At 52.3% G+C, this 26,712-nt stretch carries 21 protein-coding genes; 10 read left to right on the top strand and 11 right to left on the bottom strand.

The window, feature by feature from the left end; translation table 11 throughout:
* Window positions 1-242: 242 nt before the first annotated feature.
* Together AC515T_RS03835 and AC515T_RS03840 are read left to right on the top strand one after the other, a co-directional pair.
* Window positions 243-881 (top strand): hypothetical protein, encoded by a 639-nt coding sequence (locus tag AC515T_RS03835; RefSeq protein WP_496531500.1) that lies wholly within the window; start codon window positions 243-245, stop codon window positions 879-881.
* A 224-nt stretch (window positions 882-1,105) separates the two neighbouring features.
* Window positions 1,106-2,587 (top strand): leucine-rich repeat domain-containing protein, encoded by a 1,482-nt coding sequence (locus tag AC515T_RS03840; protein ID WP_496531501.1) that lies wholly within the window; start codon window positions 1,106-1,108, stop codon window positions 2,585-2,587.
* Between the two features lie 86 nt (window positions 2,588-2,673).
* Here the strand turns inward: AC515T_RS03840 and AC515T_RS03845 are convergent, their stop codons facing one another.
* From AC515T_RS03845 to AC515T_RS03855, 3 genes are all read right to left on the bottom strand, one after another.
* Complete coding sequence (locus tag AC515T_RS03845) at window positions 2,674-3,000, bottom strand: DUF2388 domain-containing protein (protein ID WP_496531502.1); 327 nt, start codon at window positions 2,998-3,000, stop codon at window positions 2,674-2,676.
* A gap of 523 nt (window positions 3,001-3,523) precedes the next feature.
* Entirely contained in the window at window positions 3,524-4,177 is a 654-nt protein-coding gene (locus tag AC515T_RS03850; RefSeq protein ID WP_496531503.1) for an MAE_28990/MAE_18760 family HEPN-like nuclease, read from the bottom strand.
* A complete protein-coding gene (locus AC515T_RS03855) occupies window positions 4,170-5,210 on the bottom strand; it encodes a GmrSD restriction endonuclease domain-containing protein (protein WP_496531504.1) in 1,041 nt (346 codons plus the stop codon). The genes AC515T_RS03850 and AC515T_RS03855 overlap by 8 nt, the downstream gene beginning before the upstream one ends.
* A gap of 631 nt (window positions 5,211-5,841) precedes the next feature.
* On the opposite strand from AC515T_RS03855, the gene AC515T_RS03860 reads away from it, so the two are divergent.
* The 6 genes from AC515T_RS03860 (at window position 5,842) to AC515T_RS03885 (ending at window position 11,792) form a co-directional block, all read left to right on the top strand.
* On the top strand, window positions 5,842-7,008 hold the full coding sequence (locus AC515T_RS03860) for a hypothetical protein (protein WP_496531505.1): 1,167 nt from the start codon (window positions 5,842-5,844) through the stop codon (window positions 7,006-7,008).
* A gap of 389 nt (window positions 7,009-7,397) precedes the next feature.
* Window positions 7,398-8,645, top strand: coding sequence for a KAP family P-loop NTPase fold protein (locus AC515T_RS03865; protein WP_496531506.1), 1,248 nt, complete (start codon window positions 7,398-7,400; stop codon window positions 8,643-8,645).
* A 337-nt stretch (window positions 8,646-8,982) separates the two neighbouring features.
* On the top strand, window positions 8,983-9,300 hold the full coding sequence (locus AC515T_RS03870; protein WP_155252632.1) for a hypothetical protein: 318 nt from the start codon (window positions 8,983-8,985) through the stop codon (window positions 9,298-9,300).
* 20 nt (window positions 9,301-9,320) lie between these two features.
* Window positions 9,321-10,532 (top strand): PfkB family carbohydrate kinase, encoded by a 1,212-nt coding sequence (locus AC515T_RS03875; RefSeq protein WP_496531507.1) that lies wholly within the window; start codon window positions 9,321-9,323, stop codon window positions 10,530-10,532.
* Complete coding sequence (locus AC515T_RS03880) at window positions 10,529-11,134, top strand: 7-cyano-7-deazaguanine synthase (RefSeq protein WP_496531508.1); 606 nt, start codon at window positions 10,529-10,531, stop codon at window positions 11,132-11,134. Before AC515T_RS03875 ends, AC515T_RS03880 begins: the two co-directional genes overlap by 4 nt.
* Complete coding sequence (locus tag AC515T_RS03885) at window positions 11,112-11,792, top strand: nitroreductase family protein (protein WP_496531509.1); 681 nt, start codon at window positions 11,112-11,114, stop codon at window positions 11,790-11,792. Before AC515T_RS03880 ends, AC515T_RS03885 begins: the two co-directional genes overlap by 23 nt.
* On the opposite strand, the gene AC515T_RS03890 is transcribed toward AC515T_RS03885, so the two are convergent.
* From AC515T_RS03890 to AC515T_RS03905, 4 genes are all read right to left on the bottom strand, one after another.
* Window positions 11,727-12,560: an 8-oxoguanine DNA glycosylase gene (locus AC515T_RS03890; RefSeq protein ID WP_496531510.1), complete on the bottom strand. Its 834-nt coding sequence runs from the start codon at window positions 12,558-12,560 to the stop codon at window positions 11,727-11,729. The two genes, AC515T_RS03885 and AC515T_RS03890, sit on opposite strands and share 66 nt — an antisense overlap.
* Window positions 12,560-13,237 (bottom strand): DNA adenine methylase, encoded by a 678-nt coding sequence (locus AC515T_RS03895; RefSeq protein ID WP_496531511.1) that lies wholly within the window; start codon window positions 13,235-13,237, stop codon window positions 12,560-12,562. The genes AC515T_RS03890 and AC515T_RS03895 overlap by 1 nt, the downstream gene beginning before the upstream one ends.
* A 431-nt stretch (window positions 13,238-13,668) precedes the next feature.
* Window positions 13,669-13,974, bottom strand: coding sequence for a hypothetical protein (locus AC515T_RS03900; protein WP_496531512.1), 306 nt, complete (start codon window positions 13,972-13,974; stop codon window positions 13,669-13,671).
* 347 nt (window positions 13,975-14,321) lie between these two features.
* The gene (locus tag AC515T_RS03905) at window positions 14,322-15,185 is read right to left on the bottom strand and encodes an integrase domain-containing protein (protein ID WP_496531513.1); all 864 of its coding nucleotides are present in this window, start codon (window positions 15,183-15,185) and stop codon (window positions 14,322-14,324) included.
* A 1,672-nt stretch (window positions 15,186-16,857) separates the two neighbouring features.
* Between AC515T_RS03905 and AC515T_RS03910 the strand changes: the two genes are divergently transcribed.
* Complete coding sequence (locus AC515T_RS03910) at window positions 16,858-17,763, top strand: hypothetical protein (protein WP_496531514.1); 906 nt, start codon at window positions 16,858-16,860, stop codon at window positions 17,761-17,763.
* Window positions 17,764-17,769: 6 nt separating this feature from the next.
* The gene (locus tag AC515T_RS03915) at window positions 17,770-19,131 is read left to right on the top strand and encodes a phosphoribosyltransferase-like protein (RefSeq protein ID WP_496531515.1); all 1,362 of its coding nucleotides are present in this window, start codon (window positions 17,770-17,772) and stop codon (window positions 19,129-19,131) included.
* Between the two features lie 469 nt (window positions 19,132-19,600).
* Here the strand turns inward: AC515T_RS03915 and AC515T_RS03920 are convergent, their stop codons facing one another.
* The 4 genes from AC515T_RS03920 to AC515T_RS03935 all read right to left on the bottom strand — a co-directional run bounded on the left by AC515T_RS03920 (window position 19,601) and on the right by AC515T_RS03935 (window position 26,594).
* Window positions 19,601-22,696, bottom strand: a complete 3,096-nt coding sequence (locus tag AC515T_RS03920; protein WP_496531516.1) for a TrlF family AAA-like ATPase — start codon at window positions 22,694-22,696, stop codon at window positions 19,601-19,603.
* Between the two features lie 771 nt (window positions 22,697-23,467).
* Complete coding sequence (locus tag AC515T_RS03925) at window positions 23,468-24,469, bottom strand: hypothetical protein (RefSeq protein ID WP_496531517.1); 1,002 nt, start codon at window positions 24,467-24,469, stop codon at window positions 23,468-23,470.
* Window positions 24,470-24,881: 412 nt separating this feature from the next.
* Entirely contained in the window at window positions 24,882-25,127 is a 246-nt protein-coding gene (locus tag AC515T_RS03930; protein WP_496531518.1) for a hypothetical protein, read from the bottom strand.
* A 306-nt stretch (window positions 25,128-25,433) separates the two neighbouring features.
* Window positions 25,434-26,594 carry an STY4528 family pathogenicity island replication protein gene (locus AC515T_RS03935; protein ID WP_496531519.1) on the bottom strand — a complete coding sequence of 387 codons (1,161 nt, stop codon included), beginning with the start codon at window positions 26,592-26,594 and terminating at the stop codon, window positions 25,434-25,436.
* Window positions 26,595-26,712 lie beyond the last annotated feature (118 nt).

Below are 26,712 nucleotides of genomic sequence, written 5' to 3' on the forward strand. Positions count from 1 at the left end.
CAACGCGCGACGACGGTCTGGTTGCCAGTACGGTGGCCCACGGCAAGCCCAGTACGGTTCTGAACGCTTCCTATCTCTTGTCAGGTTTCACGGGCCGGATTGCACCAGCCTGAATTCAGGCTAGTCCCCCTTTGCCAAATCGCTAATAGGCGCAGTATTAACGCTCGATAGGGATAATCTTTTATCGAGGCCAAGCGGTGAGGCAGATGATATGAATGGCGCCTGCCGTGACGGATCCAACAATGAACAAATGCCCGCGCAGCACGGCCTTCCATGAAGCGGGTCACGCCCTGGCCTTTTGGTGGAATGGCCTACCTATAAAACGCATCACCGTGCGCACCAAGGTCGAAGCCCGCGCGGGGCCTTTGTTCGATCTGCGCGGCAACCCGCAATACGCAGAAGGGTTGGTCGAGGCCGACTACCTTGTCTCGCGCCCGGCCTTCGACGCGCCGGGGATCGCTGAATACCTGCCCTCGATGGTCGATGCCATTGAACGTGACCTGCTCCATTGCTTCGCGGGGCCCGTGGCCGAAGCGGTCTACCGACACCGCAGATCCGACCGGCTGATCAGGGGCAGCGGCCGGGGTGACCTGGAGCGGGGGCACGAATTGATCAGCCTGCTGCCACCGCGCAAGCTGCTCGACGCCCAATCCCAGGCCATGGCCCGTTGTAGCCGATTGATGCATCGTTACTGGCCTGCCGTGTGCGCGGTGGCGGACCTTCTGCAAGCTCACGGCAGGGTCGAAGGCAACGTTGTGACGGCGCTGTTGTGCGAGATCACTGGGGAGACGCCCACCTGGCTTGGTCACGGGGTTCAAAGCCTTGATTCGCGAGCGGGAAGCCGCAAAGGCGCTGACCTGCTCGCCGTGCCACTTATCTAGGGAACGATGACCCCGTGGCGAGGGAGCTTGCTCCTGCTCGGTTGCGCAGCGACCGCAAATCGGAAGGCCGCTTTGCAGCCCTGCGGGAGCAAGCTCCCTCGCCACGGAAGGTGAAAACGATAGCTGAGTCGCAATGGCGCAACCCAGTCTTGGCAGCCTCTTCAGCAAGACCCGTTTTTATGCTTCCCTAACGGTCATATTCTCTTTTCACAGATTCCTAGACCGTGCACACCCCCAACCGCAACGCTCTGATCGCCCAACTCGCCGCCAACCCCGATGACACCATCACGCGCGCTTCGCTCTATCGCAACTTGCTCGACAGTGGGGAGGTGTCACTAGAAGGTCTACGCATCGCGGCGGGCCTGGGCGATCCGGCCGCTAACGTGGTGGTGGCTCAACTGAACACCACGCCCCATACAAATCGCCCCGGGCCAATGCTGTCGCAACTGCGTGGCCTGCCGGTAGACCATGTGGAGCTGAACAACGCCGAGCCGGACTGGTGTGACGCCCTAGCCGGGCTGCCCTTGCGCACGTTGATGCTCAACAGCCCGAGGTTTATCTGCGGACCGCAGATGTGGCAGCGTTTGCCCGCCATTGCCCTCGACACCTTGGAGGTCAGCAACTTTTCCCGCGACGACAACGCTCACTGCCTCCCCTCGCTCGAACGCTTGCGCCGGCTGAAGTTGCAAACCTACGGCGAGGACTTCGACGACCGTTTCCTCCGCCAACTGAGCGACAGCCCGTTGCAAGAACTGTCGCTGAACCGTTGCGATGAGATGACCGACGACGGCCTTCGCGCACTGTCACGCCTCAAGCTGCGATCCCTGACGTTGCACCGGGTGGGTGAGCTGACGTCTCGTGGCATGGCGCACTTGGTCAGTCATCCCCTCGAACAGTTGTCCCTCAGTGGCAGCGGCGCGATCCTCGACGATCCTTCCTGGCTTCGCGACCTGACGGGATTGCACGCGTTGAGTCTGGATGACTGCTACGCAAGCGAGAGCGTGCTGCAGGCGATTCAGGATCTGCCGCTGGAAAAGCTTTCGCTCCACTCTGCATTCATCTGCGAAGACGACCTTGAAGTACTGGAAGGCATGCCGCTTGCGGAGCTGGACCTCAAGTGTCTACGGCAAGTGATCGAGCGGCTCGATGTGCTGCACGAATTTCCGCTCAAGCGATTGGGACTCTCCGATGTGCAAGGTGTCTGCGCCAGTACGTTGAGTGACCTGCGCGGTTTAGCCTTGGAGTCCCTGGACCTGTCCTTGAACGAGATCACGTGGAAGGAACTGAAACAACTGGCCGGCCTGCCGCTGAAGCGGCTTGATCTGAGCTTCTGCCAGGGCGTCGACGGCAAGGTTTTGCGCAAGCTCGCCGAGTTGGGATTGCCGTTGGAGCAACTTGAAATAAGCGGCCTGAACCTGCGCGATGCCGACCTGGCCTGTTTGCGGGACCTACCCCTGCAACGCCTGGGTCTGTATGACAGCCCTTGGTTGACTGACGCCGGGGTGGCCCATCTTGCGCGTATGCCGCTGCGGGACCTGACGCTTGGGGCCGATCCAGGGGAATCGCGGATCACATCGGCCGTGGTGCCGGTGTTGGAGCAACTGCCGCTGCAGACACTGTGGTTGCCCAACTGCGCCGGGATCGATGCAGACGGTTGGGATCGTTTGGCCAGGTTGCCAGCCCAGGTGACAGGCCCGGGAATCTGACGGGCTGATAGGCATTGCCTTAAAAAACCGAACCGGATTCGGCACAGGAAAAGGCATCGGCGATCACCGCCAAAATGCCTTTTTTCTCATTCGGAAATCGCGATGGCTAAAGCCAGCTGCCTGTCCGACATCAGGGGCGGGCTGTAGGTCGCACGATAATACGAGACCGCCTGCTCGAACTGCGCACCACGAATCTCACCGTCAGAACCAATGAATGCAAGAGCATCAGTCTTGGCCGATTTGAAGAATTCGGGAATGTGGGATGTCAGTGCTGTCGTCCCACCGATGAGCAGTAAAGGCGACAACGTAGCAACTGAGAGCGCTCTTTCCACCGGGTTGTCGATTTGACGGGCCGCGCTTTCCATACTGATCGAGGCCATCAAGCCGATAGCCAGCACTTTCCATGAGTCCATTTTGTGCAGCTTCCCTTTCCCATCGTAAGTGCTTTTCAGCGGCGTAAATCAAACTCCAAACACAAACCTTCTCGTGAAATGATCGGAGTCCTGCTGTGTCGCATCGAGCTTTCTCGATGCCAAAGAAAAACCCCTGAAATTTTTGATTTCAGGGGTTTGGTGTTGGTGGGCCGGGGTAATCTGAACTGATCGTGTATCTGTCTGATTTTGAATAATAAATTTGGTAAGATTTTTTTTGATGGAATACGTTATGGAATACCGTTGAGCGTACAGAGATTGTATAACCAACAATGACTCAGATGGCGTGCTCGCAAGAGGGCACCATATCTCCCAAGGTACGTCGCCTAGAAGGACCCATTGTCGGCAGCAACCGATCCGTATCTGACGTTTGCCAACGGTAGAAAACGGCCAAAAGCGGATATCTCTCCTGGTTCGCTTTGGCCCCATAACTGACCCTCGTAGAGCGCAGCAAGCGTGACTGGGGGGCTATTCAGACGTTTTGAGGGCTGCAAGGTACGTTGCGCTATTTTAAATATGCTTTCGTGTGTGTGGTATCTTCAAATGTTGAGACTATGTGCTCGCAAAGTAGTGCTATTAAGTTGTAGCGCGCTGTAAGAGTCTCGGAGGAAAATCGCCTTCCAATACTTGCAGCGGTTTCCCGCCCATGAGCTATGGCGTTGCGATGTTCTCGTAACTCGGTGAGGTGAAAAACTGCTACTCCGGCAGGAAGCGGGGAGCCAACTAGGTGGAAAATTTTCCAAATATGCTCTAATTGATCGAAGGCTATATTGGTTCCTGTGGCAGGAAAAATCGAATCATCAATTTTGGCAGCATCTTGTGAATGAAAGGCTTCAATGATGGATGTTTTTTTGCTCCAAAAGGTTTTGTCGCTACATGCAATTAGAGACTTAAAATTTGCGTCCAATGTTACTGCTAAATAAAACATTTTTAGTTCGTGGTTTTTAACAGCTTCTGTTTTGAGGTGGGTAAGGAATTCAGAAACAATTGAGGTTGCGGTATATTCTAATGCAGCATATAGCAATATGAAGACTAATCCTTTTTGTGTTTTTATCGCTTCCGCTACCTCGCTCTTGTCTTCGATCATTTTGATAGTGTTGATGAGCGCAAAGGCTTGGCTGAGTCGGTCCGTTGCACCATTGCGCGTAGCCTCAAACATCGTCGCTGAATCTCTCGTAGCAGTATTGAACTCGTTTAAGTACCCGAACTCTAGAGTTGCTGGCCTCGGAAGTTAAAGCTGTAAGTTCATCATCATTCATGAAGGCGCTTGGGTCGCTTTGTGAGATGTCCTTGCCTTCGTCGATAGCCTGCGCCGCTCCGACTGCCACAGCTTCGTAAAGATTTACAGGGGTGAGCTTTCTGTTTCCGCGCCTAATGCCTTCGGGTAAAAGCTTTGAAAGCTCATTGAAGGTCTTCTCGAACAGCTTGCGATTCTTTTTGTAATTAAAGTTTTTTGATGACTCTGACATGTAGTCGTTTAGGAAACCGACCACGCTATGGTCAAAGTTTTCCTTATTATGAAAATATGCAAAGAATCGCAGCGCCAGCTCTCCATAGGTTCCGTCATTTTCTTTTGAGGTAGGAACGTTGACAACGGATCGGAAATCTTCGTTTTCGGAAAGCTCGCTAAGAAAGTCATTAAACTGGCCTCTGAAGACGCATGTTCTGATCTCTTGATCAGTTAACTTTATTCCTCCGGTATTCAGGCGTTCAAAAAGATCAAATCTTACCTTTAAGTCGCTTTTATCACTGAGCGTGGTAACTTTTAGAGGGCGAAGCGAAAACTTTAACCGCAGAGTTTGAGGAAGGTCGTTGAATCGAAGGCCATTGAACTCTGAGAGCACTTCGAGTCCCTGTAGGCGCAGGCCTTCGGGGAATCCAAACTTTTCAAGTTGCTCGTCGGTGCCTGAGAAATGTATAAGGGTGCTAAGTCGTTGCACACCATCAATTAGCTCCCACGTACCATCTTTATTGGCTGCCATGAATAGACTTGGGATTGGAATTCCGAGGAACACAGACTCAATGAGTTTAGATTGATTCGCTGCAGGCCAGCGAAATTGGCGCTGATAGGCCGGAGCAATGTTTATAATGTCTTGCTCAGCCATTGAGGCGAGCTCTTTTACAGAGATATCAAACGTATCAAAGTCAACTTTTCGCCTTTCTTTCTCGAGCTGCTCTAGATGGTCGGTCATGTTATTACCTGGGACTACATAGGAATGGTCTGCTTTCTGCGACGATTCAGAGATAGCGCACGTGCGTGCATGGTGGGTACTTTCATCGTTTGGCAATGCTGGTGTCAAGGTGCCATGTGGGAAATCCCAGCGATAGATGATGGTTGTTGATACAAAATTGGCGCGACCATGTGATGCGTCGTCGGTGGGCGATCCGTGGCATACGTTCCTCGGCATCCTTGTAGGGGCCTTTGATGATCTGCGATGGACTCGTTCGTGTCGAGCGTTCCATACAGGACGATTTATTGAGAGACATAGAGTCGGATGGGGCCATCCTTGAGCGGCGGCTTCTGGCTGACTCCTGCCGTTTGGTGACAGGCAGAAACCGGCCATTAGCAGACTGAATGATTCTTTCAGTTTTCTTTGAAGGAAGAACTAGCGTCCACTCATAAAATTTGCCAGCCAGCAAAATTGATGCAAGCCGCTGCCTTATATTTGAAACAGGAACATTCGGTGAAGAGGTTCTGGTAGTGGAGGTCACCCATGGCCGCTACGCGGGGCGGTGGTACCGGATACGTGCGATGAACCATCAGTAACGTCCTTGGCGTTCCTATTAAGTTAAACGACAATGAGGAACATCAAAGGAGTCGTTATGAAAGCAAATTGGATTTTGGCAGGTATCGGAATTGCGGTGGGGACCGGCGTTCTGGTTGCTATTGGCGTGCTCGGAGCTTATGGGTATTATCTTGGCCCTGTTTCTCGAAACGCAACCGACTGGGGTAGCTTCGGATCTGTAATGGCTGGGGCTTTCACGTTATTGAGTTCTTTCGCCACCATTGGAACGCTGCTTTTCCTGTATCTACAACAACTGAAGAGTGAAGAACGCCAGAATGCACAAGATGCTGAAAATTTGACCAAGCAACAGAAACATGATGTTGTTGTAGAGAAGCAATTGGTAGCTTTGACCTTTGAGCAATACCTGAACCATAGAAAAGTATTTTTCGAGCGTCTACGTGAGCAAGAGCTTTTTTTTAAAGAGGTGATACATTTCCCTAATCCGGAGCGAATTTATACAGCCATTTTTCCAAAAAATAGCCCTAGTAGCTGTGAGTATAAAGTAGTTATTGACGGCTCCGAGCCGGTAAAAGCTCACGACCTAACAGATTGCAAACACATATATACCAGCATTGCCGGATTGCTCGATAATTACAGAGATATGGAAAAGCACTTGGAGCTTATCCAGAAATTGTTTCATCTGCAAGGGTGCCTAGGTTTAGATTATGTAGGTGCCCCGAGAGAGGGCGATATTTACTTTTTAAAATTCAATACCGGTATCAATGTCTACGAAATTTCCAAGGCCCTATATCGACTAGAATGCGTTTTTAATTCCGTACTTTTTTATACCGGAAACGAAAATATTAACCAGATGCATCATAAAGGCCAAGGCCCGCTACTGCGAGATGGTATTTACAGGACGCTATCTGAATACCATCGAGCACGTGGTTCGATAGAAATATGGCACGAAATCGAAGCTCTTCCGTTTCTGCATAAGCTTTATGAGATAAGTCAAACCAACTTTATCGTCACTGAAAGAATTCTTGATGAGACGCACAGGCATTTGAGTGAGGTTTTTGATAACCATGAAGAGATTCAGAAGCTGAAAGATTTTGATTATGCTGACAGATTAACGGACGTTATTCAGTATGAAATTAAAGGAGCCACAGAGCAGTATGGTGGCGATCAAGATAAATTGAACATCTTAAACAGGGCAGATAGCTATCTGTGGTCTGCCATGGAGTGTCTTGGGGTAACAAGTTAATGTCATACGGTGAATCGGCCCTGATTTCTTAGTCATCTGGCTGATTAATTTAAGGTAAGCAAAGCCTAACCGACCACTACTGGCCGACTCCAGCCTGCCCCGATCGGCATTAGTCGGCTATGAGCGGACTATCAAACAGATCGATAAAAAAATGGCGATTCGGTGATACTCAGACGACCACGAATTTAAAACAGGAGAAACCTCTTGACTACGAACTCTACGACCCCTTCTGAGAGAAAATCAATCCAGCTACGCTTCAAAAGTCTCCAATTCGATACGAATGCTTGGCCTTGTCCTCAAGACTTACTAGGGCGGCATGCAGAGATTGAGAATCTTTCGCCAGTTTTGCTGAATGCGCAGTCACCCTTGGTTTTCGCTATAGATGCCCCATGGGGGGAGGAAAAACTACTTTTTTTCGGCTTTGGCAGTGCTACTTGAGTTCCAAAAATAAAGTCAGCCTATATCTCAATGCATGGGAAAGCGATTTCGCTGAGGATCCCTTGCTGCCAATGTTATCGGTACTGGATCGCTGGCTTAGCGACCAGAGTAATACGCCTGCCGTCAGAAATGCGTGGGAAAAAGCCAAAACATATGCGCCAAGCATTATTAAGTCCACCGCAGTTGCTGCCGCAAAGGCTGCCACCTTTGGAGCCCTGGATCTAGATAAGGAATACGAAAAACTTGCTTCCGAGCTGGCCGGTGATTCTGTTGGTAGTTTAGTAGATAGTTTCAATATCAAACAGAAATCCTTAGAGCGCTTTAAGTTTCAGTTGAGCAAGGCTCTCGATGCATTGCCAGAAGGACAAGAAAATCTAATTCTCTTTATTGATGAGCTGGATAGATGCAAACCAACTTACGCAATCGAGGTTTTGGAACGAATAAAGCATTTATTCGATGTGGACCGCCTGGTCTTCGTTCTTGCAATAAATCGTGACCAGCTTAGTAAGAGCTTTCAGGGGGGTTATGGCCCAGCATTCGATGGATCTCATTATTTGAGAAGGTTCATCGATTTGGATTACCGTCTAAACCTGGTTGATGTGGGAGCATACATTAACGCTCGAATTAGGCAGCCCGACATATTAGCCTACTTTAAGTCGCGACATTCAGAACGGGATGATTATGAGTATGGAGCTAAAGTATTAAGATTTTTGGCTATACGATTTAAATTTACTCTTCGAGATATTGATCAGTTTGTTACTAGGTTAGGATTGATACTGCGCAGCATCCCAAAAGATCACTTCTTAGATATTCCGCTACTAATCCCTCTGATGGTATTGCGCCAGGAAAATCCGGATCTCTATCATAGATATACGGCAAATGCTTCATTCGCAAATGAAGTGGCCGAGTTTATCCTAGGTGGTCCAATCGGAAATGTAGTCTTTGACCATTCAATGGCCGTGGTTGTCGGTTATCTGATCGCGGCGGCGCGAGATCCATATGAGCAGGTTTCCGTTGAATATTTGATTGTTCCTTGGAGAGACTGGGTTGCGCAAATGCCAGATAAAGACCCGCAGGAATCAGTCGTACGAACTGTTGTAGAATTTGCATCTGATGCTAGAGATTTTCGACGTCGTAGAGAAATGCAGAAACTTGCATCTTCACGGATTGAACTCGTCAACAAAATGGATGTTTCTTGAATTTCATCTGCAAGAAGCAATCGTGGGTTGACGCTGTTTTTTTCAGCCTGACTACTTTTGGGTACTGAGTCGAATCTGATTTTTTAGACGCGTCCGGATGGCTGCTGTTGGCCGGACGCGGTCGTTTGTGACAGGCAGCTATTGGCCGAATGTTGCCCCTGGCAGCCCCGACCCAAGTCGCCGGTAGTTACTGACCGTGAGTAAATTGTAGTGTCCCAAGGCGGCATTCATGCCACTTACGGATACTCCACCTAACCTTGACGTTAATCAATGGCACTTTGCCTACATGCTGTGATATTCCTATCTCTCCGATCGACTAGCAGAGGGAAATGCAATTATGTCCGGTTCAGGTGGTAGCTATTTGGGGCCAGATTCCCCCAGTGATTCTTGTTCAACACTTCAGTTTGACACTCAGCTTGCATCGCCAAAACCGTTGGTGGTCGCTCAGCTGCAGGTCGGCAACGTTCTCGATATTGCCTTTGGACAGGGTGGAAATCAGGTCGTCGTAGCGCTGTGGAATGGCAATGAGGCGGGGGGAATTGTCGATCCACGGCTGAACCAACTGCGGAACTGCATGAGCCAGAACGAACAGTTCCAGGCCCGGGTATTGAACGTCAGTGGCGGGCAAGTGCGAGTTCGGGTGTATCACGTCTAATCGCGAGCAAGGAGAGCTCCATGATTACAATCGTAGGAGGTGTCTACCGGGAGCGGTGCATGCGACCGGGCTGGGACGATATCTATGGATCGGCAGGACGCGCGGCAACGGCGATTGCTCGTTTTGGTGGTAACGCTGAACTGCACGCATGCGTGGATAGCGGAACCCAACTCGTTGTAGACGCACGTGCAGCTGCTGAGGGCTTCAAGTTCAATTCTGCACCTGCTGAGGCCGGGGTGACTTTTGAGTACATCCATGGTCTAGCCAACCCCGACATTCGACGTGGTACTCATGCCAAGTCTACCTTGTCTGTGAGTGGAGAGAAGGTGCTTCGTTTCGGCATGATCGATGGAACTGCAGTAGTGAATGCACAGTTCGCGGTATTTGACCCCCAGAACGCCGATGAGCCTGAATCCTTCAGCGCCAATGGTTCTACAGCCAAACACCTGGCCCTTGTCCTGAATCGCCACGAAGCCAACTTGCTGTTACCTGCCTCCCGCGGATTGTCCCCTCAGGACATCGCGACTGCTTTGGCCAAGCAGGAAAATGCGGAAGTCGTTGTCATCAAAATGGGGCCGCTGGGCGCCCTTGTGTACGATAACGGCAAGTTGTCCACGGTACCGGCCTATCGCACTGAGCGCGTTTGGAAGATCGGTTCTGGTGACACCTTCGCTGCCCACTTCGCGCTGGGATGGTTGGACAACGGCCTTTCTGCTCACGCTGCTGCTTCGATCGCGTCCATCGCGACAGCCTTCTATTGCGAGAGCCAAGGCTTCCCCGACCAAACCTTGTTGGCTGCATTCAAGCCGAAGGCGTTGCAGCCCTCTCAGCGGTACCGTGATGGCTACATACCGAAGGTCTACCTCGCTGCTCCGTTCTTCACGCTCGCAGAGCTCTGGATGGTCGGGCAGGCTCGCCGCGATCTGAACGCCATGGGACTCGAGGTCTTCTCTCCCTACCACGATGTTGGCCTGGGTACTGCAGAAGACGTTGTTGAAAAAGATCTCCAAGGTGTCCGCAACTGCGATGTGCTGTTCGCGATCGGAGATGGCCTCGACTCGGGCACGATTTTCGAGATTGGTTACGCCCGAGCTTTGAACAAGCCCGTCGTTTTCTATGCGGAGAATGAGTCCGAGCAGGATCAGAAAATGATGGAGGGCTCCGACTGCACCATTACTGATGACTACGTCAGTGCGGTCTATCAGATGGTCTGGGAAGCGGTGGAGATATGAAGACAGGGTTGCTGTTGTCCGGAGGCATGGACTCCTTGACGCTTGCTTGGTGGAGGCGACCAGACATCGCCTTCACCCTCAACTACGGTCAACTGGCGGCTCAGGCAGAGATCGAGGCTTCGCGCATGATCTGCCGGGAGCTGAGTATTCCTCATCATGTGATTGAGGTCGACTGCCGGCAGTTGGGATCAGGGGATATGGCCGGCACACAAGCTGACGACCTGGCTCCGGCCTCGGACTGGTGGCCATACCGGAACCAGATGTTGGTCACGCTGGCGGCGATGAAGGCGATTTCATTTGGTGTGACGCACCTATGGCTCGGCACTGTGAAGTCGGATGGATTCCACAGAGATGGTTCGCCTGAGTTTATGGCTGCGATCAGCCATTTGCTCTCCCTGCAGGAGGGAGGCATGGTGGTGGAGGCCCCCGCGATTGAGCTTTCCACCGCTGAACTTGTGCGTCAGTCGGGTATTCCGGCGGGGCTCTTGGCCTGGGCCCATAGCTGCCACAAGTCCCACGTGGCATGTGGAAACTGCCGCGGCTGCAACAAATACATGGAGGTCTTCCTGGAGGTCGGCTATGACCTGGATCGACCTGGCTGATCCGATACCTAGGAGTGTTCCTGAGCCTTATACCCCGATCAAGTGGGAGATGGACGAGACCTTCTCACTCCCATTCGCCCCTGGGATACCTGATCGACCATTCAGTGAGGTCATAGACGCGCGTGCATCTGATCGTGAGTTCGGCTGTGTCGATGATCAACAACTTGGCGCATTTCTTTGGCTGGCCTGTAGAACACGAGGCGTAGGATCTTCAAAGCTTGGTTTCGACTTGGAGCATCGAGCGGCGCCTTCCGCAGGCGCTATTCACCCGATCCATGTTGTTGTTAAACGACCGGGCGACGACCGATGGTGGTTGTATGTGCCCAGGTATCACCAGCTCGCAGAGATCAAGCATGCGCCTGCCAAGCTTGCAGGCCTGCTCGACCATAGCTTGCAGGTTCTGGCAGGTGATCAGGCAACCCGTTTTCTGTTCCTAGCCGAGCCGGGGAAGACCTTGGGCAAGTACCAGGACGGGTGCAGCCTCATCTGGCGCGACGCAGGAGCTCTACTCGGGGTGATGGCTCTGACGGCTACGGCTCAGGGACTTAACTTCTGCCCGCTTGGCATCACGGGTGAGCCGTGGGCCAGTGGCTTAGCCGATCAGGGCAAGCTGGCCGGGGTTGGTCTTGCGCTTCTTGGTGCGGCCGCGAGCAGCTGAGTCAGGGTTATGATGACCCATCCCCATGATGCTATGCACAGTGGAGGGGGACGTCATCATTTCCAGCCACATCAGCGCATCCAGCTCAGAGGCTCTGACGCCGAGCCCGTTGCTGAAGCGGATGAACTGCTCCTCAAGCTCCAAGTAGTTGCGCTCGACCGTCAGGTTATCCTCGAAGAACTTACCCAGAAGGCCAGCCCGTAGAATGTGGATATCCAGGATGGCCACGTCGTCGGCGTCCAGCCAATTCCGGGCGACCCATGAAGCAGTCTTGTAACCGATGCCAGGGATATCCAGCAGCCAGTCACGGAGCACCTTTCCTGAAGAAAGCGGCGGTCGTCCTGCAGACAACTTCTGAAGTGCGGCACTGAGATAGCGAGCCTTCTGCTTGGCGAACCGGTACCGAACCTGGCGCCCATCAATTGTTAGGGGCTCCTGCAGCCACTCAAGCAAAGTGTCTTCTGCTGGGGGGATTGCGCCGAAAGCACCACGCTCTTTTACGTGATGAAAAGCTGCGATACCGACGTTGGCGGGAATGCCATGGCCACCCAACAGACAGGCCCCGACTTCTTCTTTTAAAGTGGCACCGAGTTTGTAGTTGATCCGATTGCCAATGAGCCGGCGGGCATAAACTTGGTATGCCCAATAGGCCGGTGACGGGAATGCTTCCATAGCTCCCCATGGGACGCCTGGAAGGACTTCCGCCTCAGCTTGGGGTAGCTCGACATTGAAGACCACATGGTCCATGAAAATAGCGCCAAGTTGCATTAGGCGGCCTCCTCGTCGTTGCCGTAAAGCTCTTGCATCCACTGCATTAATTCGTGTCGCTCAATGGGGTCCAAGCTCTCTATGCGATTACGGAGCCTAGTTTGGCGACGCTGGATGGTCTGGCGATCCCGGAACGTCTCGCCCAGATAGCGGGTATCGTGCAATCGGCTAGGTGGCGCGAAGTTCATCCACACCACTTCCTCGCGCATCTCTACGTGAGTTTTTGCTGGGAAACTCACTTTCCGCCACCCAGCCAACTCTTGGTTGTAGAGATCACAGTTATAGCCCGACAGCATCACATTGCAAGGTAGTGCTACCAAACAGCGTAGTAGCCCTATGTGGTCAGCTTCGGTGTAGTCGCAACGATAGACCTTATCGCGCCGGCGCGTTTCGGGAACGTAGGGAGGATCCACGTACACTAGTTCCTGACCTTCGAACGCATAGCCTTCAAGGAAAGACACTGCGTCGACCTGGTGAAGCTCGCAGGCTCCTGAGAGCTTCGACTGCCATAGCTTGATGACCTTGGCGTCGATATCCAAGCCTATGTTCCGATGCGCAGCTTTCTTGTTGCGCATGACGGCGCCGCCGCCGAGGTGGGACTCAATGTATGTCTGATGCGGTGGCATCAGGTTGATTAAGCGCTGATAGCACTTGCCTTTTCCGCCTGGGTATCTCATAGACCCATCATCGTCAGAAATGACGATGATGTCAATGCTTACCGGCTGAACAGACAGCGAAGGGGCTTTTGTCAGTCGCTGGATTCACGCCCTGCTCGGGGCTGACAACCTTCCATGATGGAATGCGCGATGCAGCAAGCAAGTTTTCAGGTTGACTCCCGACCGGGAACGTTGCCCAGCCAAAATTACTCAGCGGCAGGAGAAACTCTTAAAGAGTTGGTAGATAACGCATGGGATGAGGATGCAGAAGAGGTGGGACGTACATCAAAAAAGCGGCGTCCGATCAAAGGCAGGGAAGGGGGCGGAAAATTTGCTGGGGTGATGTCCGCTGTGGGAGTAACGCTCGCTGCCTTGCCCGTTGCCAAGAGTCGCAAAAAAATCACCTGTCGAAGGACAGGTGATTTTCGTGGTTTCAGTAATCGCCAAGAAAACTATAAGAAGACTTTCATCGCCCCGATCAAGATGCCAATCGTCACGGCGAGCATGGAAGCCATACGAATGGACAACTTGAGATCAGATTTAGCGATCTCTAGAGTCAGCCGATGATTAGTATTAGCAATCTCAGCGGTTGCCTTACCGATTTCAGCAGTTAACCGCTGGTCAAGACTTGTGAGATCACTTTTCGTCGCGAGTAGTGTGAGCATGTCAGATTCCAATGCTTGGATAACAGCTTCGGCTTTGAGCTCAGGCACGTCGATTGCGCGCAGTGCTTGATACATCGCCAGTTCCATTTTCATTAAGGCCTCCTAAACAAAAAAAGGCCTTCCCCACGACGGGAAAGGCCCGTCGTGGGTGGGAAAGTCATGCTTCCATCGACATTCAAGTCGACTGTCCGCGCTGCCGGAAGCTATGCGGTCATATAATGGATCCTGCGGAGAACCGCAGCGCCGTCTCGAAGATCCTGGCGGCTGGGGTGCTGAACGAATCAGCTAGATGCATAGCAAAAATGCCTCTGAGACCTTTTGCTGTCAATCCGGTAATCGGTTTCCGACTGTTTCGTAATGTTGTGTGAGGTTTCTCACTGCCTGTGGTCACCACCACCTTCAGATTCGGATTGTTGAGGATCGACCTCGAACGCCCTGAATTATCGGCCAAGGTATGTCGCAGTAATTTGTGTTCTCTCATGCCCAAGTTCACGGCTGATAATTTGTCGAGCGAGACTGTCTTGAGAGCGCTGCACTGGACTCAATTCCCTGGAAGAGATTCCTCCTGCCGCCGGTGCTTTCCACCCTGTCAAAGCTGCGTAACGGCTTTGTGCATAATGATGACGTAGCCCATGCATGTGGCTCAGGCCTGCTGCCTTGCACTGACCGTCGTAAGTGTTTCTCTGCTGGATATACGTTTTCTGAGCCGGGATTAATGAGCCGGTTCCCGCTAGACGATGCGCCGCGTTCAATACCTCGCGTTGTAGCGAAGTGGTGACCGGCACAGAGCGATCACGTCCACCCTTCGTCCATGAGCCCTTGAGGAGAATGTGATCTCCTTGATCCGCATACTTGGGATGAAACTTGATCGCTTCCTCCCGGCGTAGTCCAAACGCCGATTGAAGCTGGAGGCTCATGTGCACGTGAGCATCGGTGATCTTGCCAAGGCCTGTTCCCAGTTCCCGGGCTTTGCTGACGTTAGTGACGAAGCGCCGGTCCGCCACTCCCAGTTGCGTGTTGTCCGCGGGGAGAATGCCAGCCTTGCCGATTTTTTCAGCCCACCATCGAAGGTGCGCAAGCCGATTTTTGATGGTGCCAGGTGACAGGCCTTCGCCTTGCCAGCGATCCAGCAGTGCCAGTACGTGTTTGCCCTTGAGCGAGGGCGCTTTCATCTGCCGGAAACCAGACTCGCGCAGTTGGCGAGCGATCAGCCCCAATGAGCGGATACGGTCGGCCTGAGTGTTGTGACTGCCATCGCGATTGCGCCGGCAAAGTTGTCGCAGGGTGTAGGTCAAATCGTCCATATCCCATCTACGCTCACGGGCTTTGATTTGTGTTGTTGTCCTGTCCTGAAAATCATTGGTAAGTGTTGGTGCCAACTCGCTAGGCGAGATCCCCGAAGGGCAGGGGCATGGTGTTCAGGAAACACCGATGTCTCGGCTGAGACGTCCGTCTTTCTTCCTGCTGGAAGGTCATACGGAGATGGATCGGGATGAACGAGTTTTCAGCGTCGATGAGTACTCCAAAGAAGTGGGTGGGATAGTTAAATGGAAGCAGTCGGCGTCGCACAAAGGACCGCTGCCTAGGACGGTGCAGTAGCGGCACATCACGGAATAAATCCGATAGAACAAAAGTGGCTCCGCCCCGTCGGGTATGGGTCGGTATGCTTTTGGAGCCTTGCTTACCTGGCTAACTCCATCCTGCTGGATCAGCGCTTGCAGGAGTCTTGCGCTGTTGGGATGATGACGTTCGAACCTGTCGTCTTAGGTTTTTGCTGGGCCAGTGTATGGGGGCATCATCATGTATGCCGCACTCTTTAGGGTTCAGGATTTGCCCGTGATGTTGGGGCGTTGGCTGGGCCGTCACTGCGGATTGCAGTGACGGCCCAGTTCATGACTTGCGCGCCTCTCGGTAGAGATGGGCTCTGCGGCAGATGTCCAATACCTGTGGTACTGACGCGGCCTTCGGCCTTGTCGGCTCCGTGCGCAGATGCGACATGGTCCCCATTGTCACGCCTGCGCAGGGAGCTTGTATGAAAAGCGGAGTTGGGACTAAGTCGTCCATGCATGCTATGTGAATGCACGTATGCCGCTCGTTACCGAGATGTATCGACTATGTCGGGTCGAACTGATCTGGCGCGCGGCATTATGCCCTGCGCAATACCCAGCAGGATATTGCGCCTGATGCCGTCCAACTGACATACCGGATCCAATGTATGATATTAGCCAATGCCAGCAGTTTGCGGGTATGGGCGAGCAAGTCGGCGACGTTGATATCTGGATTTACCCTACCTCTGCCCCTCCGTGGCTCCAACTGAGGTAATAGGCCTGACTACCTCCCTTTAACCTGGCCAGTCCCTGTTTGATTGCCCTGCGTTTTCACCACAGTTTGTGACATGACTGCTAGATCCGAGGTAGGTTGATGGAACCAGCCCGTATCCTGGTGTAGTGTGTTTCTAAAAATGCTGGCCGCTTCTTCGTAGGAGAAAAGAATGGAGATGAGCTCCGGGCCCCTAGGGGGGGGTGCATGCTAACGATCCGGCGAAGGCGAAACAGACGATATGGAGCCTCGCTGAATCAATAAGCAGGCACGTGGATTTGACAAACCAGAGGCTGTCTGTCCAAAATGGACGAACCCAACGAATGCGCGTGGCGTGACTAGCTAGGCGCTTAGCATTCGGCGCAGCATGCATGAGAGGTCTGCAACCCTCATTTGGACTTGGTTACCGTTTCCTGCGACGGTTCCTTCTCTTGGCGCTACCGCCTCGTCCAAGAGCGACCGAAAGGGGCAAGCTCTAAGATCTGCTGGAAGCAGAACTGATACATTTTATCAGTAGAGCGCGTGAAGGATTTCTGGCCTTCCTTGTCGAAGTATCGGACTTCGCCATGTCGATTTATGCATTCTCCGACGACTAATTATTGTTCAACTCAAGCGACTATTCGCTTGAGTTGAACCTCGTCAGGAAATTGTCAACATATGCAAGGTCGTTTGACTCACTTCGAAATCGCTCAAATTGAGCACTTGCTTGAAAATCACTTCGAAAAAAATGGGCCGGACATCCTGGGCGCTCAGCTTGGCCAGTTTGTCAGGCGTGCCATATCTCCCAAAACCATCAAGGCGCTCGGTGGGCTGAAAAGTCTTGTCACAATCGAGCTGTCACGGAGCGTGGAGCTCGTGGGAGCGCTTCCGTCGGATACTTTGTACCGTGTCAAAGCACCCGGTAAAGGTGTCTCGCATGCCGTAGCGCTACCCGAATTGATGACTCTTCCGCAGTTTTGGGATGCGTTTTCCAACCCGAATATTGATTGTGTTGTCGCGGTTGATGCCGTGACCGAATCTTTTCATGTAGCCCTCTCCAGCGAATCCCTTCGGCCTGACGTCAAGCCATTGTGCAAAATGTCTTCTGAGGAGTTTCGCGTGCTGGCTAAGGCCTATGCTGAAGACCAACAGGATAGCGCTCTGAGCCATGAGTTGCTTGCAACGCTCGACCAGCCTGCCTTCTACCATAAGTGGATTTCCGTACTGCGCGCTCGGCGAACGGCTACGGAAAACCACCTTAAAAGCTGGGAAATCGCTCGTACCCGGCTGGTCACTACCCGCTTGAAAGAAGAGCTGGAGCGGGTGGGTGTAGAACCTACTCGGGCAGCCCAAATGGCTAACGGGGCTCGCCCTAAACCTTTCAAAGTACCTAAAAAGCTAGACGTCGAACAGGTTCGCCTGGAGATTCCAGAAAACGTTCTCGCTGTTGGTGAGGCGACAGATCTGCGAGAGCTGCGCGCACTAATGCATAGGGCAATTGATCGCATGTCGTTGGCCGATCTGAAAGAAATTCGCGTACCAGCAGGTTTACTGCTCGAAATCTATCAAAAGCCTGCGGATTAAAGTTTTATGCGGCCATTGCTGATCGTGTCTGAAACCAGACATGTGCTTAAAATTTCAGAAATTATTCAGAAATATGGCCATCCTGCGGTAGTTGAGCGCTTTGTTCACCAGCTTGAAGTCGACCTTCAAGTAGAGAACGATGCACATGCCTTTCACTTCGAAATCATGAAGGTACTCCAAGAAAAGAAGCCTGGCGGGGCCACCAACGGGTATCTCGTTTGCGCCACTCACGAGGCTGAACGTCAGCTGAGGCTACGCAGCTTTCTCAAAACCCAGCAAGTGGAATTTGCCCCATACAGCGCGAAGGAGTTGAGCAAACCTTTTTCGACAGGGGGTCAGGACAAGCCCCAACTGGCGAAGCTTCTCGGAAACTGTGAATTGTCCGTTCTAACGGCATCGTCGAGTATCCTTCGTTCGTGGACCCATGCTCATATCGATGTGAATGCGTTGGCCGATTGGAAAAGTCAGTTTGGCCGGCTGGGTAAATTTGCCTGGGTTGCAGATGCGATCTTGGCAAGAACGACGCTAATGACCGCTCCCGAACTCACCGACTGTCTAGTCAGCTCGCCGCTCACCGAGGCTGATATTGCTGCGTTCAATCGGGACGGTCGGGGCGTGAGCAAAAGCGGAGACATCATTGCCAACCTACTAGCAAAACGGCTGCCGCATTTGAAAGTGCTCAGCTCGCCTGCTGAGGCCATCGAACTGCACCCGAATGGTCGCATTGTCGTGGTGGAAGATGGCTTGTGGAGCGGTACTGAAGCAATTGGTGTTTTTGACAGCCTTTTAGGTAGGCGAACAGGCCGTGAAAAAACGATGCCCCTAAAGGATCCAGCTCTTCTCAGCAATGTTTCGCTGACCTTGATGTATGGCGTGAGTACCGACTATGGAACGGCTATGGTCAATCGTTACCTTCAAGATGAAGGTTTCACCAATATCTCCGTGCAGAGCAACAGTACGCTTGCCTTGGCCTCAGAGGAATTGATAACTAGCATCGCCGACCCTGCTTTCGACATTCAAGCACTGCGAGACAGCGGGCCTGCCGCCGGCACAATCAAGCCGCATCTCTTCGAAAGCTTGAAAACCTGCTTTACCCCCGAGCAATGCAATGAAGCGGACCAGTTTTTGCGAGCAATCGGCCAACAATTGTGGCGCAATTATTTGCTTCAGATGAACGCGCTTAAAGGCTGGACGATGTGGAGCGACGAGAGGTTAGAAAACAGCGCGCTAGGCATGCATGGGCTGGGATTGACTCATGCGTTTGGGCACTCAGTGCCCAAAGCTTCGCTTCCGTTGCTCTGGGGAAGTGGCGCCGTTACTTGGAACGGTCGCTCGGTGAACTGGACGCCGCTTTTCTTGAATGCATGATGTCATATACGGCTTGATTGGTGGCTTCCAAGCTGGCGGCCGTCGATCCGACTCCCGCTGCTTACGTGGCCCGCTCCTATCTGTACCTGATGCATGACCGTTGGAACTAACCGAGGTTCAGCCTCGAAGCGATAGAGAACGTCTCTTACGCGCTTGATCAGGTAGGTAATACTAGCGTGACCCAGCTTGAGCTCGTTGGCGACTCCGGCGGCGGAAACGTAGGATTGATTCTGGCAGCCCGAGGTAATGATGCCATTTCAGTCCAGACATTTTTCGGAAACCTACGCCCGGAGCGCCTGGCAACTTTGGGTCGACTGCTCGCCCTAGCGAAGGGTTGCAATCGGCGAGTAGAAGGAATGGTATATGACCCAAGTCAAGCCGTCTCGCATCCATGCGGAGGTCTCCAACGTGGCTCCATTATTGAAGGACTCGGGCAGGGCTGAGTGCACATCAACCGGCAGGCCGATCCTCAGTGGTATTTGAACCTGCGGTTATCAAATGCAGGCTTCGTTCCCTCAAGCACCTTGACCGCATGTTCGTTAATAGAAGGATTCTCGATGGCACCTGCGGTGTAAGAGATTTTCTGGCCGTTAGCCCGGTCGAAGTGAGACCAGATGATCTGCTCCGCATCACATACGACCGCAAGGTTCGGGTTGTGTGTAACCATAATGATCTGCCGACGTTTCTTTGCCTCAGTAAGCACCGGCACCAGAAGGCTCACCACGGTCTCGTTGTCGAGGTTCTCTTCCGGCTGATCCAGAATGATGGGATTGCGCCCCTTGTCCACCAATAAATAGAAAATCAGGAGCAGTGCCCCACGCTGACCAGGCGAGAGCTGCTCGATTTCTGCATCTTGGAACAGGAGTGAGTACCGAGGCTCTAGATAGGAAAGATCGAATAAAAGATCATAAACCTCGTTCGCGGTTTTGTCTTTGCGTAGCATAGAGTCGATGCCGTACTCCACTTTGTCACCTATCGTAGCAGCAGCTGCAGAAATTTTGTCGTGCAGGGCCTGTGCAAAAGCCACGGCCTCTTCACGGTTGTCGAAATTCGCAGCTTCACCCAGGCGTCGTACTGTGTTGAAACTCTCGTCATCACCTCGGAACTCGCCAACGTTCTGCTTGAGCAAGGTAAACAGGCTTGTGGCAAAAGCGTCGATTGAACCTCCGAGTTTCGCTTTGAACCCGAGCTTGTACTCCTCGCGAATCAGGCTGTTGCCCTGGATGAGTTCCTGAACCGGCTTGAACAACGCCTCTCTCGCCCGGCGCTGAGCATCAAGGATGTCGTAGATATCACCTGCCAACTGCTGCCGGTAAACTCTTTGCGTCTCCAAGCTCGCTGGCAGAGCATCGATCTGCGCGATCCTAGCTTCCAGCCCTTTCACGGTTTCTGGGGCGTCAGTGTCACCAACTAGGTCCTGATATTTGCGCTGCCACTCGTCAACAGCGAACAGATAATTTTGATAAATTAGTTGAGGTTGATCTAGCTGCGCTTTGGCTTCTGTTTGCTGCTCCAAAAACTTCTGACGCGCGTCTTCTCTAACTGTGGTGCTGGTGCCTATAGCTGCTTGGCCAGCCAGAACTGCCTCTGCCAGCTGTTGCAACGGGGCCAAATTGGTCTCGACTTTCACAAGGTCGGCGACTTCCAACCCCAGCAGGGTAAGGTCTTTATTCGTGTCGGCAACAAACTGATCATAAACGCGTTGGAGTATTCGAGTCTGTTCCCTCACATCCTTCAAGGCCTTGCTCTTGGCGGCGAGTTGTGAGGCCATCTCATTGGCTACGTTCCGCTCCTCATCCAGGCGCTTAAGTTCGGCCGCGATTTTCTCAAGGACCGCAGCTGTCACCTGTTGCTCTGGCGATAGATCAGCAGACGGTTTTTCCATATCTGCTGGTTTCAAGGCTTCGTGTTCGGTGAGCTGCCGTTGTTTGAGCCCTAGCTGTTCCACTAGGCTTTTCTTGATCAGTGGATGGAGCTGGTTTTCGGAGCTTGCAATCTCAAGATTGACCCTCTTGAGATCTTTGCGATACTCGTTCAACTGGAGACGGAAGGTGCTTTCCTGCTGCTCAATCAGTTGATTGAAATCCAATGCCCCTAATCGGATTGCGTCATCGGTATGCGAAAAAATGACCGACCTAAGCTCATCTTCAAAAGCGTCAGATTGACCGGTTACATGCGCATTGCAGAGATCTTCAAAATGCCCTTGTGGAATGTACCTCACCATCTCAACTTTCTCAGCAGGCGGGTCAGCGTTTAGATTGCAAGTGTTAATAGTCCCGTCATGCCAGATAAGAAAGCCCTCGAACTGTCGAGCGGGCTCTCCAGCTTTGCCCCGGAATCGCTCCTTTCGAAGGAATGAGAAATGGTTGGTTTGCCGGGAATGGCCTAACAGAGCAATGACATCGGCCAAGGCACTCTTGCCGCTCCCCTTATTGCCAATGATAGCGACAAGGTCGGAACTCAGCGGAAGAAGGACATCTTCCAGCCAATGTGAAGTCAGTGGGGATCCCTCCACCTTACTGATCACCACATGATCGATGAAATATGTTTTGTTGGCAGCAATTTGGTCAAGCTTGGGTGGTGTTACGCCTATGTACGAACGTTTCGCAGGCTCTCGGATGGCCTGTTGTAAACCACGGAATGTGGGATCAGCTTTAATCCAGGTTTTTTTGTCTGACGGAAAGTCGCCGTATCCACGCCGATCATTACTTCCAGGAGTACCGATAAAGCAGTGGGCGTCGCTACCTGCCACAACCAATCGAGAGACATCGCTCAGCCCTTTCCTGATGCCCGAGTAAAACTTGGCATTTCCTGGCGTTTCTTCTCCAACGAATGCAGAGCGCACGTCCAAGTTTCGGCTCTCGAAAATCGGGGAGCACCTAACCAGGCCCAAAAAATAGGCATAGTGTTCTGTCCACTTCACATCACTCAAGCCATCACTTGTATCGTATGGCATGAAGCCAATGGCTTGGTCGTCTGGGACTTTGGCAATAGCTTCTTTATAGCTCTCGCATGTCAGTTCAATGATTTTTGCACCTGCTATGTAAGCTTGCTCATCATCAGTTGCAATTTGTTCGGGCTTGATCCCGTGGGGTTTCAGCAAGCCTTCAGGGGCTTCTCGTGCGTAGGTTATGAGAGCGGCGTCAGACAAGGGTCTGTCAATCAATGCGATACGGAGGTGGGCAAGGAAGTCCTTCAGAATCTGGTTGTCAAGCTCGTTTGAGAAGAGTACGTGGGCATTCAATCGCCCCCTCATTGGAGCTGCAAGTCTCAGCTCAATACCTGGGAATACAGTCTTCGTCAGCTTCGGAGCCTCTGGCTCAGCCAATCTGCGCTTGAGAGCAAACCATCCATCGAACGTCCAGTAATCCATAAGCGCAAAAACGTCGGGCTTCGCTTCGTTAAGCGCCTTAATCATCTCATCAACAAGCGCTTTATTCGCAGCTGAATCCGGGGTTTTCCGGTCAAACTTCGCCCCTCTCCACTCGAATGAAGCTGGAGTGTGAATATGCAAATCCCATTGCCGCCACTCTGATCCGCGTGCACTGCCGCTCTGAATCGCCATTGCCCACCTTCCGTTGCGTTAGATTGTTCTGTCCCATTCGCTTACTACATCATCGTTTGCCAGATGTTATGTCGCGATGCCAGCACCTACAAGTCGGATAAAGTGAGCAAAGCATATCCTTTTGGGCAGCCTCGTTTTTATCGACTGACATGGGTGATTGAGTTGGTCAAGCAGGCATGGCCGAAGGTTGCCAGTGGGTGGTTGGGCAAATTACGCGTAGCTGGTTCAGGAGGCTTTAGCCTCCTACGCGAAAAGACCACGGATAAGGGGACTCGTCTCGACAAGTAGAGCAGCGACTTGGGGGGGGCGGCCAGAAGCAGCCCCTCAATTAGGACTAAGACGTCTAGGTCAGTCATCGCGAAGGAAAAGGAAACGTACCCATCAATCTGCGCTGAGGAACGAATGGATCGCAGCAGGCTACAAATCAGATATGGGCAGCGCGATAGCTTGCTCTCCACCAGCTCATCCTTCGGCGTCCCAGCACGCTCTCAGCAACATAGAGAATGGGCGCATCAAGGTATCTCGCTTTGCTGACTTGAACGATCCCTTCGAGTTACTCGCCGCTAATTTCAAAGAACACAAAACGCGCCAAGTTGTTAGGAGCTGGAAGGATAAAACACACTCCCTGACGGGGTTGCTGTGCTTTGCCGGAGACTGGTCAGAACCGATGATGTGGAGTCACTACGCTCAAAAGCACCCAGGGATATGTTTGGATTATGACGTTAACCGTAGTACGGTTCAGCAGGGGCAAGTGTGACCTGTAGCGTGTTGTTAGCTTTTTCTCCCGCTAACGCTTTTTTTATATATTTCAAGAAGATGCTTGTCATTTGTGCTGGCGTGTAATCTCCTTATAGCGTCGTCCATAACAAAGGTTTTATAAAACTTAGTTCCGTACACTCCATAAGGCACGACCTCTTGTCTCTGCTCGAAGCTGCGAAGGGTTAGACGTGTTTTTTCCAAAGCATTCAAATACCTTCCGGCAATCCCGACAAGATCTCGTGATTTGATATCTGAAATTATGTATCGGTGGATGACACGATTTCGCAGATTATAGAGTTCATTCAAGCTGTCGAAAGCCTCCAAATCAATTACTTTAATTTTTAAAGCATCTTCGAAGACTTTTCTCTCCGTTATTCCCTTTTCTCCATCTGCCTGGAAAAGGTATCTGGTTTCGATATCATCCGTCTTTTCCTCCAGCTGCTTTGCAATTACCAGGCTCAATCTTAAATATGCATCTATTTGATTCGCTGCAATCGCAATGATCTCAATACATGCCCCAGCGTCGATTGCTGTGCGTAGAAGATCATGTGACGCCGCAAGAGACCCTGTGAATCGATCAAATTTATCGAGATCAGCAGCCAATTCACGATCACTCTCTGGCACTATCACAACCGAGTATAGAATTTTATTCACGATTGCAAGCTGTTCAGCAATTCTCTTGTCGCCTTCAAGGCTCCTATCATAGATATATTTACCTATCAATGCTTGATCATAATAAGCGCCAAAGAACAGGTGTGTGCAAAAATCTGAGTCATCTTCCCTGGACTCCTTCCAGCTTAATCTTCTGACTCCGTTTGGATTAGCTTTAGCGATGCTAGGCGCAAGCTCGCTCAATGGATAGCAACTTAGCTGAAAGCACCCTACGGGGTCTTCATAAAGTTGAAACCCGTAAGGCGACTTCTCTTCGTAGTCGCTAAGACCTGAATTAAGGTACTGCCAATCGATTGGAACTTGAATTAAAAGTATCCCATTTGGCTCAGTCCAGTGTTTCATATATACCTGCCATATCGCGTTGGTCGCTCTAAAAAAACCTAACCTAACAGTTGGTAGACAGAAATGGCCCGTTTTTTGGACGCTTGTGCCGCATTCCGCTATTTTCCTATGCGTAACCTCTTTAGGCTTGTTCCTAGCGCTAGTAACGCGAAAAGGACAAAAGAGAATTACGACAAATTTTTTTCGAGAATACGAAGTCATCAGCAGTGTGTCTACGCTCGATCATGGGCTGAGCGTTTCAGTTAATAAATGTCTGCTATTGGCCGATAGCTGCCCTTGGCCGAAGGTCTGTACCCGGTCTAACGCCAGCGCCTAGAAAACATGGCCGACGCAATCCAGTGACTGGTACACAAGAAAAAGCCACCGGTCCTAGAACAGGTGGCTCCGGATATCCACGGAAAAGGTAGTCTCGTTAACGAATAAACACGACCGCGGCGAAGAGAATCGCCACCGCGAGGAAAAGCATCACGCCAATCTTCATAGTAAGACTTACCTCAAGCTGAGATAACGCTGCCCGAAATTGTCCTATGTCGGAATCGAATTTAACTGCCGGAGATGGGGGCAGAGCCGGCTCCATGGCTTGGATTACTGCTTCGATTTTCGGCTCAGGCACGTTAATCGATTTCAGTGCTTCATACATTGCCAGTCGAATTTTCATTAAGGCCTCCAAAAACAAAGAAAGGCCTGCCCCAGGACGGGGAAAGGCCCGTCGTGGGTGGGTGGGAATAGCGTGCTTCCATCGACACTTAAGTCGACTGTCCGCGCTGCCGGAAGCGATGCGGTCATTGGCAGGATCCTGCGGAAAACCGCAGTGCCGTCGTGATGATCCTGACGGCCGGTATGCGCTTGTAAAAGTGCATCCGCGGACGTTTTGCTGTCAATCCAAAAACCGGCTATGGAGTGTTACCTGATGTTAGGTAAGAGCACCGGATATTCATGAGTTACAGGCGTTGAGTACGCGTCCCTAGGCGGGACACGGCTGCCACCCTTTACCTTCCATCACCTGTGCAACCAAGTCCCCAGCAACCCTCGGACCGGCCAGGATTTTGCGCATGTTGGCAATGTGTGGCCGGCCAATTTCGCGCCATGCCGAGCGCTCTAGTGGCTTCTTGCAGACTTCTGTGTGAACGCGAGGTGCGGGCTGAATCGCGACTGGCTCGCCAGCCGGGTGCTGTTTTTTGCGGCCAGCCCACAAGCGAAACTCGCCGATCAACACACGCTTCACCAGGGCGAAGAAATAGGCGACGACATTGCGTACCGTGCCGCTTTGGCTACGTGCCTGTAGTTCGTCCAGCACGTCCTGGCGATGGTGTGGCGGCAACCGTTTCAAGGCCGCCAGCACGTCTCGTTGCTGGTCTGCTTTGGCGCTGGCCAGGCATGGCGGCAATGCCAGGGGCGCTGATGGTGAATCGCTTTCCTCACGCGTATGCGCGCGGTACGTACGTTTTTTTTTATACAAATACGGCTTATACGTACGGTCTTGCTCCCGAGGTATCTGGCGAGTCTGTTTGGTCTGCTGCGTAACGGTCGATCTGTCTGCGAAAGTACTAGGTGTGGATGTTGGATTGACCGTTGGACGCTTACGCGATGGCGCCGAGGGCGGTGGTTCATCGTCTTTGTTCCGTTGCTCCCGGATGGCAATGGGGAGATGTTCACGCGTGTTCTCAGAGGTCGCCAGAATGTGCTCGGCAAGATGCTTGATCTGTTTGTTCTTATGGCCGATGCAGGTAGCCATCAGCTCCTCCAGGCTGTCGTCGAGAGCACAAGCTTCGTGGAAGCTTAGAGCGCGCTCATTGACCCGATACAACACGCTTTGAACATTGCCAGTCAGGAGATCGCAATGTCGCCTCACGAAGCTGATCCATCCTGTAAGTCGCAGCACCGCTAAAGCGCGCCAAGCCGTTGCGGCGCCAGCGCGCTGTCCACAGGGAGTACAAGTGAGGTAGCGGCGCAGTTGCCCCATGTTCACTAACGGACTGAGGCCATCCGCGGTGCGAAGCATACGCAAGACCTGCCAACCATTGCGTTCCAAGGGGGTGAGGCGCACATCGAGCATGAGCGCAGTCAAAGTGGTGCACAGAGCATCTTGGTCTTGCGAGTTCTGGTGAGTGCGTAGGTCTGCCATGAGATGACTCCGAGGTATGGACCACTACGGCCCGTTCCTCTGCATCTCATTGCGGATCACCCTGCGTGTAAGTCGACAATACGATTTGCATCACCATCGTATTGTTCGGGGCCTGGTA

The organism is Pseudomonas sp. FSO-7, from assembly GCF_059579345.1.

Bases quoted from the DNA above. Each gene is read 5' to 3' on its own strand.
- AC515T_RS03850 (WP_496531503.1), bottom strand. From the start codon at position 4,177: ATGTTTGAGGCTACGCGCAATGGTGCAACGGACCGACTCAGCCAAGCC.
- AC515T_RS03905 (WP_496531513.1), bottom strand. From the start codon at position 15,185: ATGGACGATTTGACCTACACCCTGCGACAACTTTGCCGGCGCAATCGC.
- AC515T_RS03935 (WP_496531519.1), bottom strand. From the start codon at position 26,594: ATGGCAGACCTACGCACTCACCAGAACTCGCAAGACCAAGATGCTCTG.
- AC515T_RS03855 (WP_496531504.1), bottom strand. From the start codon at position 5,210: ATGACCGACCATCTAGAGCAGCTCGAGAAAGAAAGGCGAAAAGTTGAC.
- AC515T_RS03870 (WP_155252632.1), top strand. From the start codon at position 8,983: ATGTCCGGTTCAGGTGGTAGCTATTTGGGGCCAGATTCCCCCAGTGAT.
- AC515T_RS03845 (WP_496531502.1), bottom strand. From the start codon at position 3,000: ATGGACTCATGGAAAGTGCTGGCTATCGGCTTGATGGCCTCGATCAGT.
- AC515T_RS03930 (WP_496531518.1), bottom strand. From the start codon at position 25,127: ATGAAAATTCGACTGGCAATGTATGAAGCACTGAAATCGATTAACGTG.
- AC515T_RS03880 (WP_496531508.1), top strand. From the start codon at position 10,529: ATGAAGACAGGGTTGCTGTTGTCCGGAGGCATGGACTCCTTGACGCTT.
- AC515T_RS03865 (WP_496531506.1), top strand. From the start codon at position 7,398: ATGGGGGGAGGAAAAACTACTTTTTTTCGGCTTTGGCAGTGCTACTTG.
- AC515T_RS03885 (WP_496531509.1), top strand. From the start codon at position 11,112: ATGACCTGGATCGACCTGGCTGATCCGATACCTAGGAGTGTTCCTGAG.
- AC515T_RS03875 (WP_496531507.1), top strand. From the start codon at position 9,321: ATGATTACAATCGTAGGAGGTGTCTACCGGGAGCGGTGCATGCGACCG.
- AC515T_RS03860 (WP_496531505.1), top strand. From the start codon at position 5,842: ATGAAAGCAAATTGGATTTTGGCAGGTATCGGAATTGCGGTGGGGACC.
- AC515T_RS03895 (WP_496531511.1), bottom strand. From the start codon at position 13,237: ATGAGATACCCAGGCGGAAAAGGCAAGTGCTATCAGCGCTTAATCAAC.
- AC515T_RS03915 (WP_496531515.1), top strand. From the start codon at position 17,770: ATGCGGCCATTGCTGATCGTGTCTGAAACCAGACATGTGCTTAAAATT.
- AC515T_RS03910 (WP_496531514.1), top strand. From the start codon at position 16,858: ATGCAAGGTCGTTTGACTCACTTCGAAATCGCTCAAATTGAGCACTTG.
- AC515T_RS03890 (WP_496531510.1), bottom strand. From the start codon at position 12,560: ATGCAACTTGGCGCTATTTTCATGGACCATGTGGTCTTCAATGTCGAG.
- AC515T_RS03925 (WP_496531517.1), bottom strand. From the start codon at position 24,469: ATGAAACACTGGACTGAGCCAAATGGGATACTTTTAATTCAAGTTCCA.
- AC515T_RS03900 (WP_496531512.1), bottom strand. From the start codon at position 13,974: ATGAAAATGGAACTGGCGATGTATCAAGCACTGCGCGCAATCGACGTG.
- AC515T_RS03835 (WP_496531500.1), top strand. From the start codon at position 243: ATGAACAAATGCCCGCGCAGCACGGCCTTCCATGAAGCGGGTCACGCC.
- AC515T_RS03920 (WP_496531516.1), bottom strand. From the start codon at position 22,696: ATGGCGATTCAGAGCGGCAGTGCACGCGGATCAGAGTGGCGGCAATGG.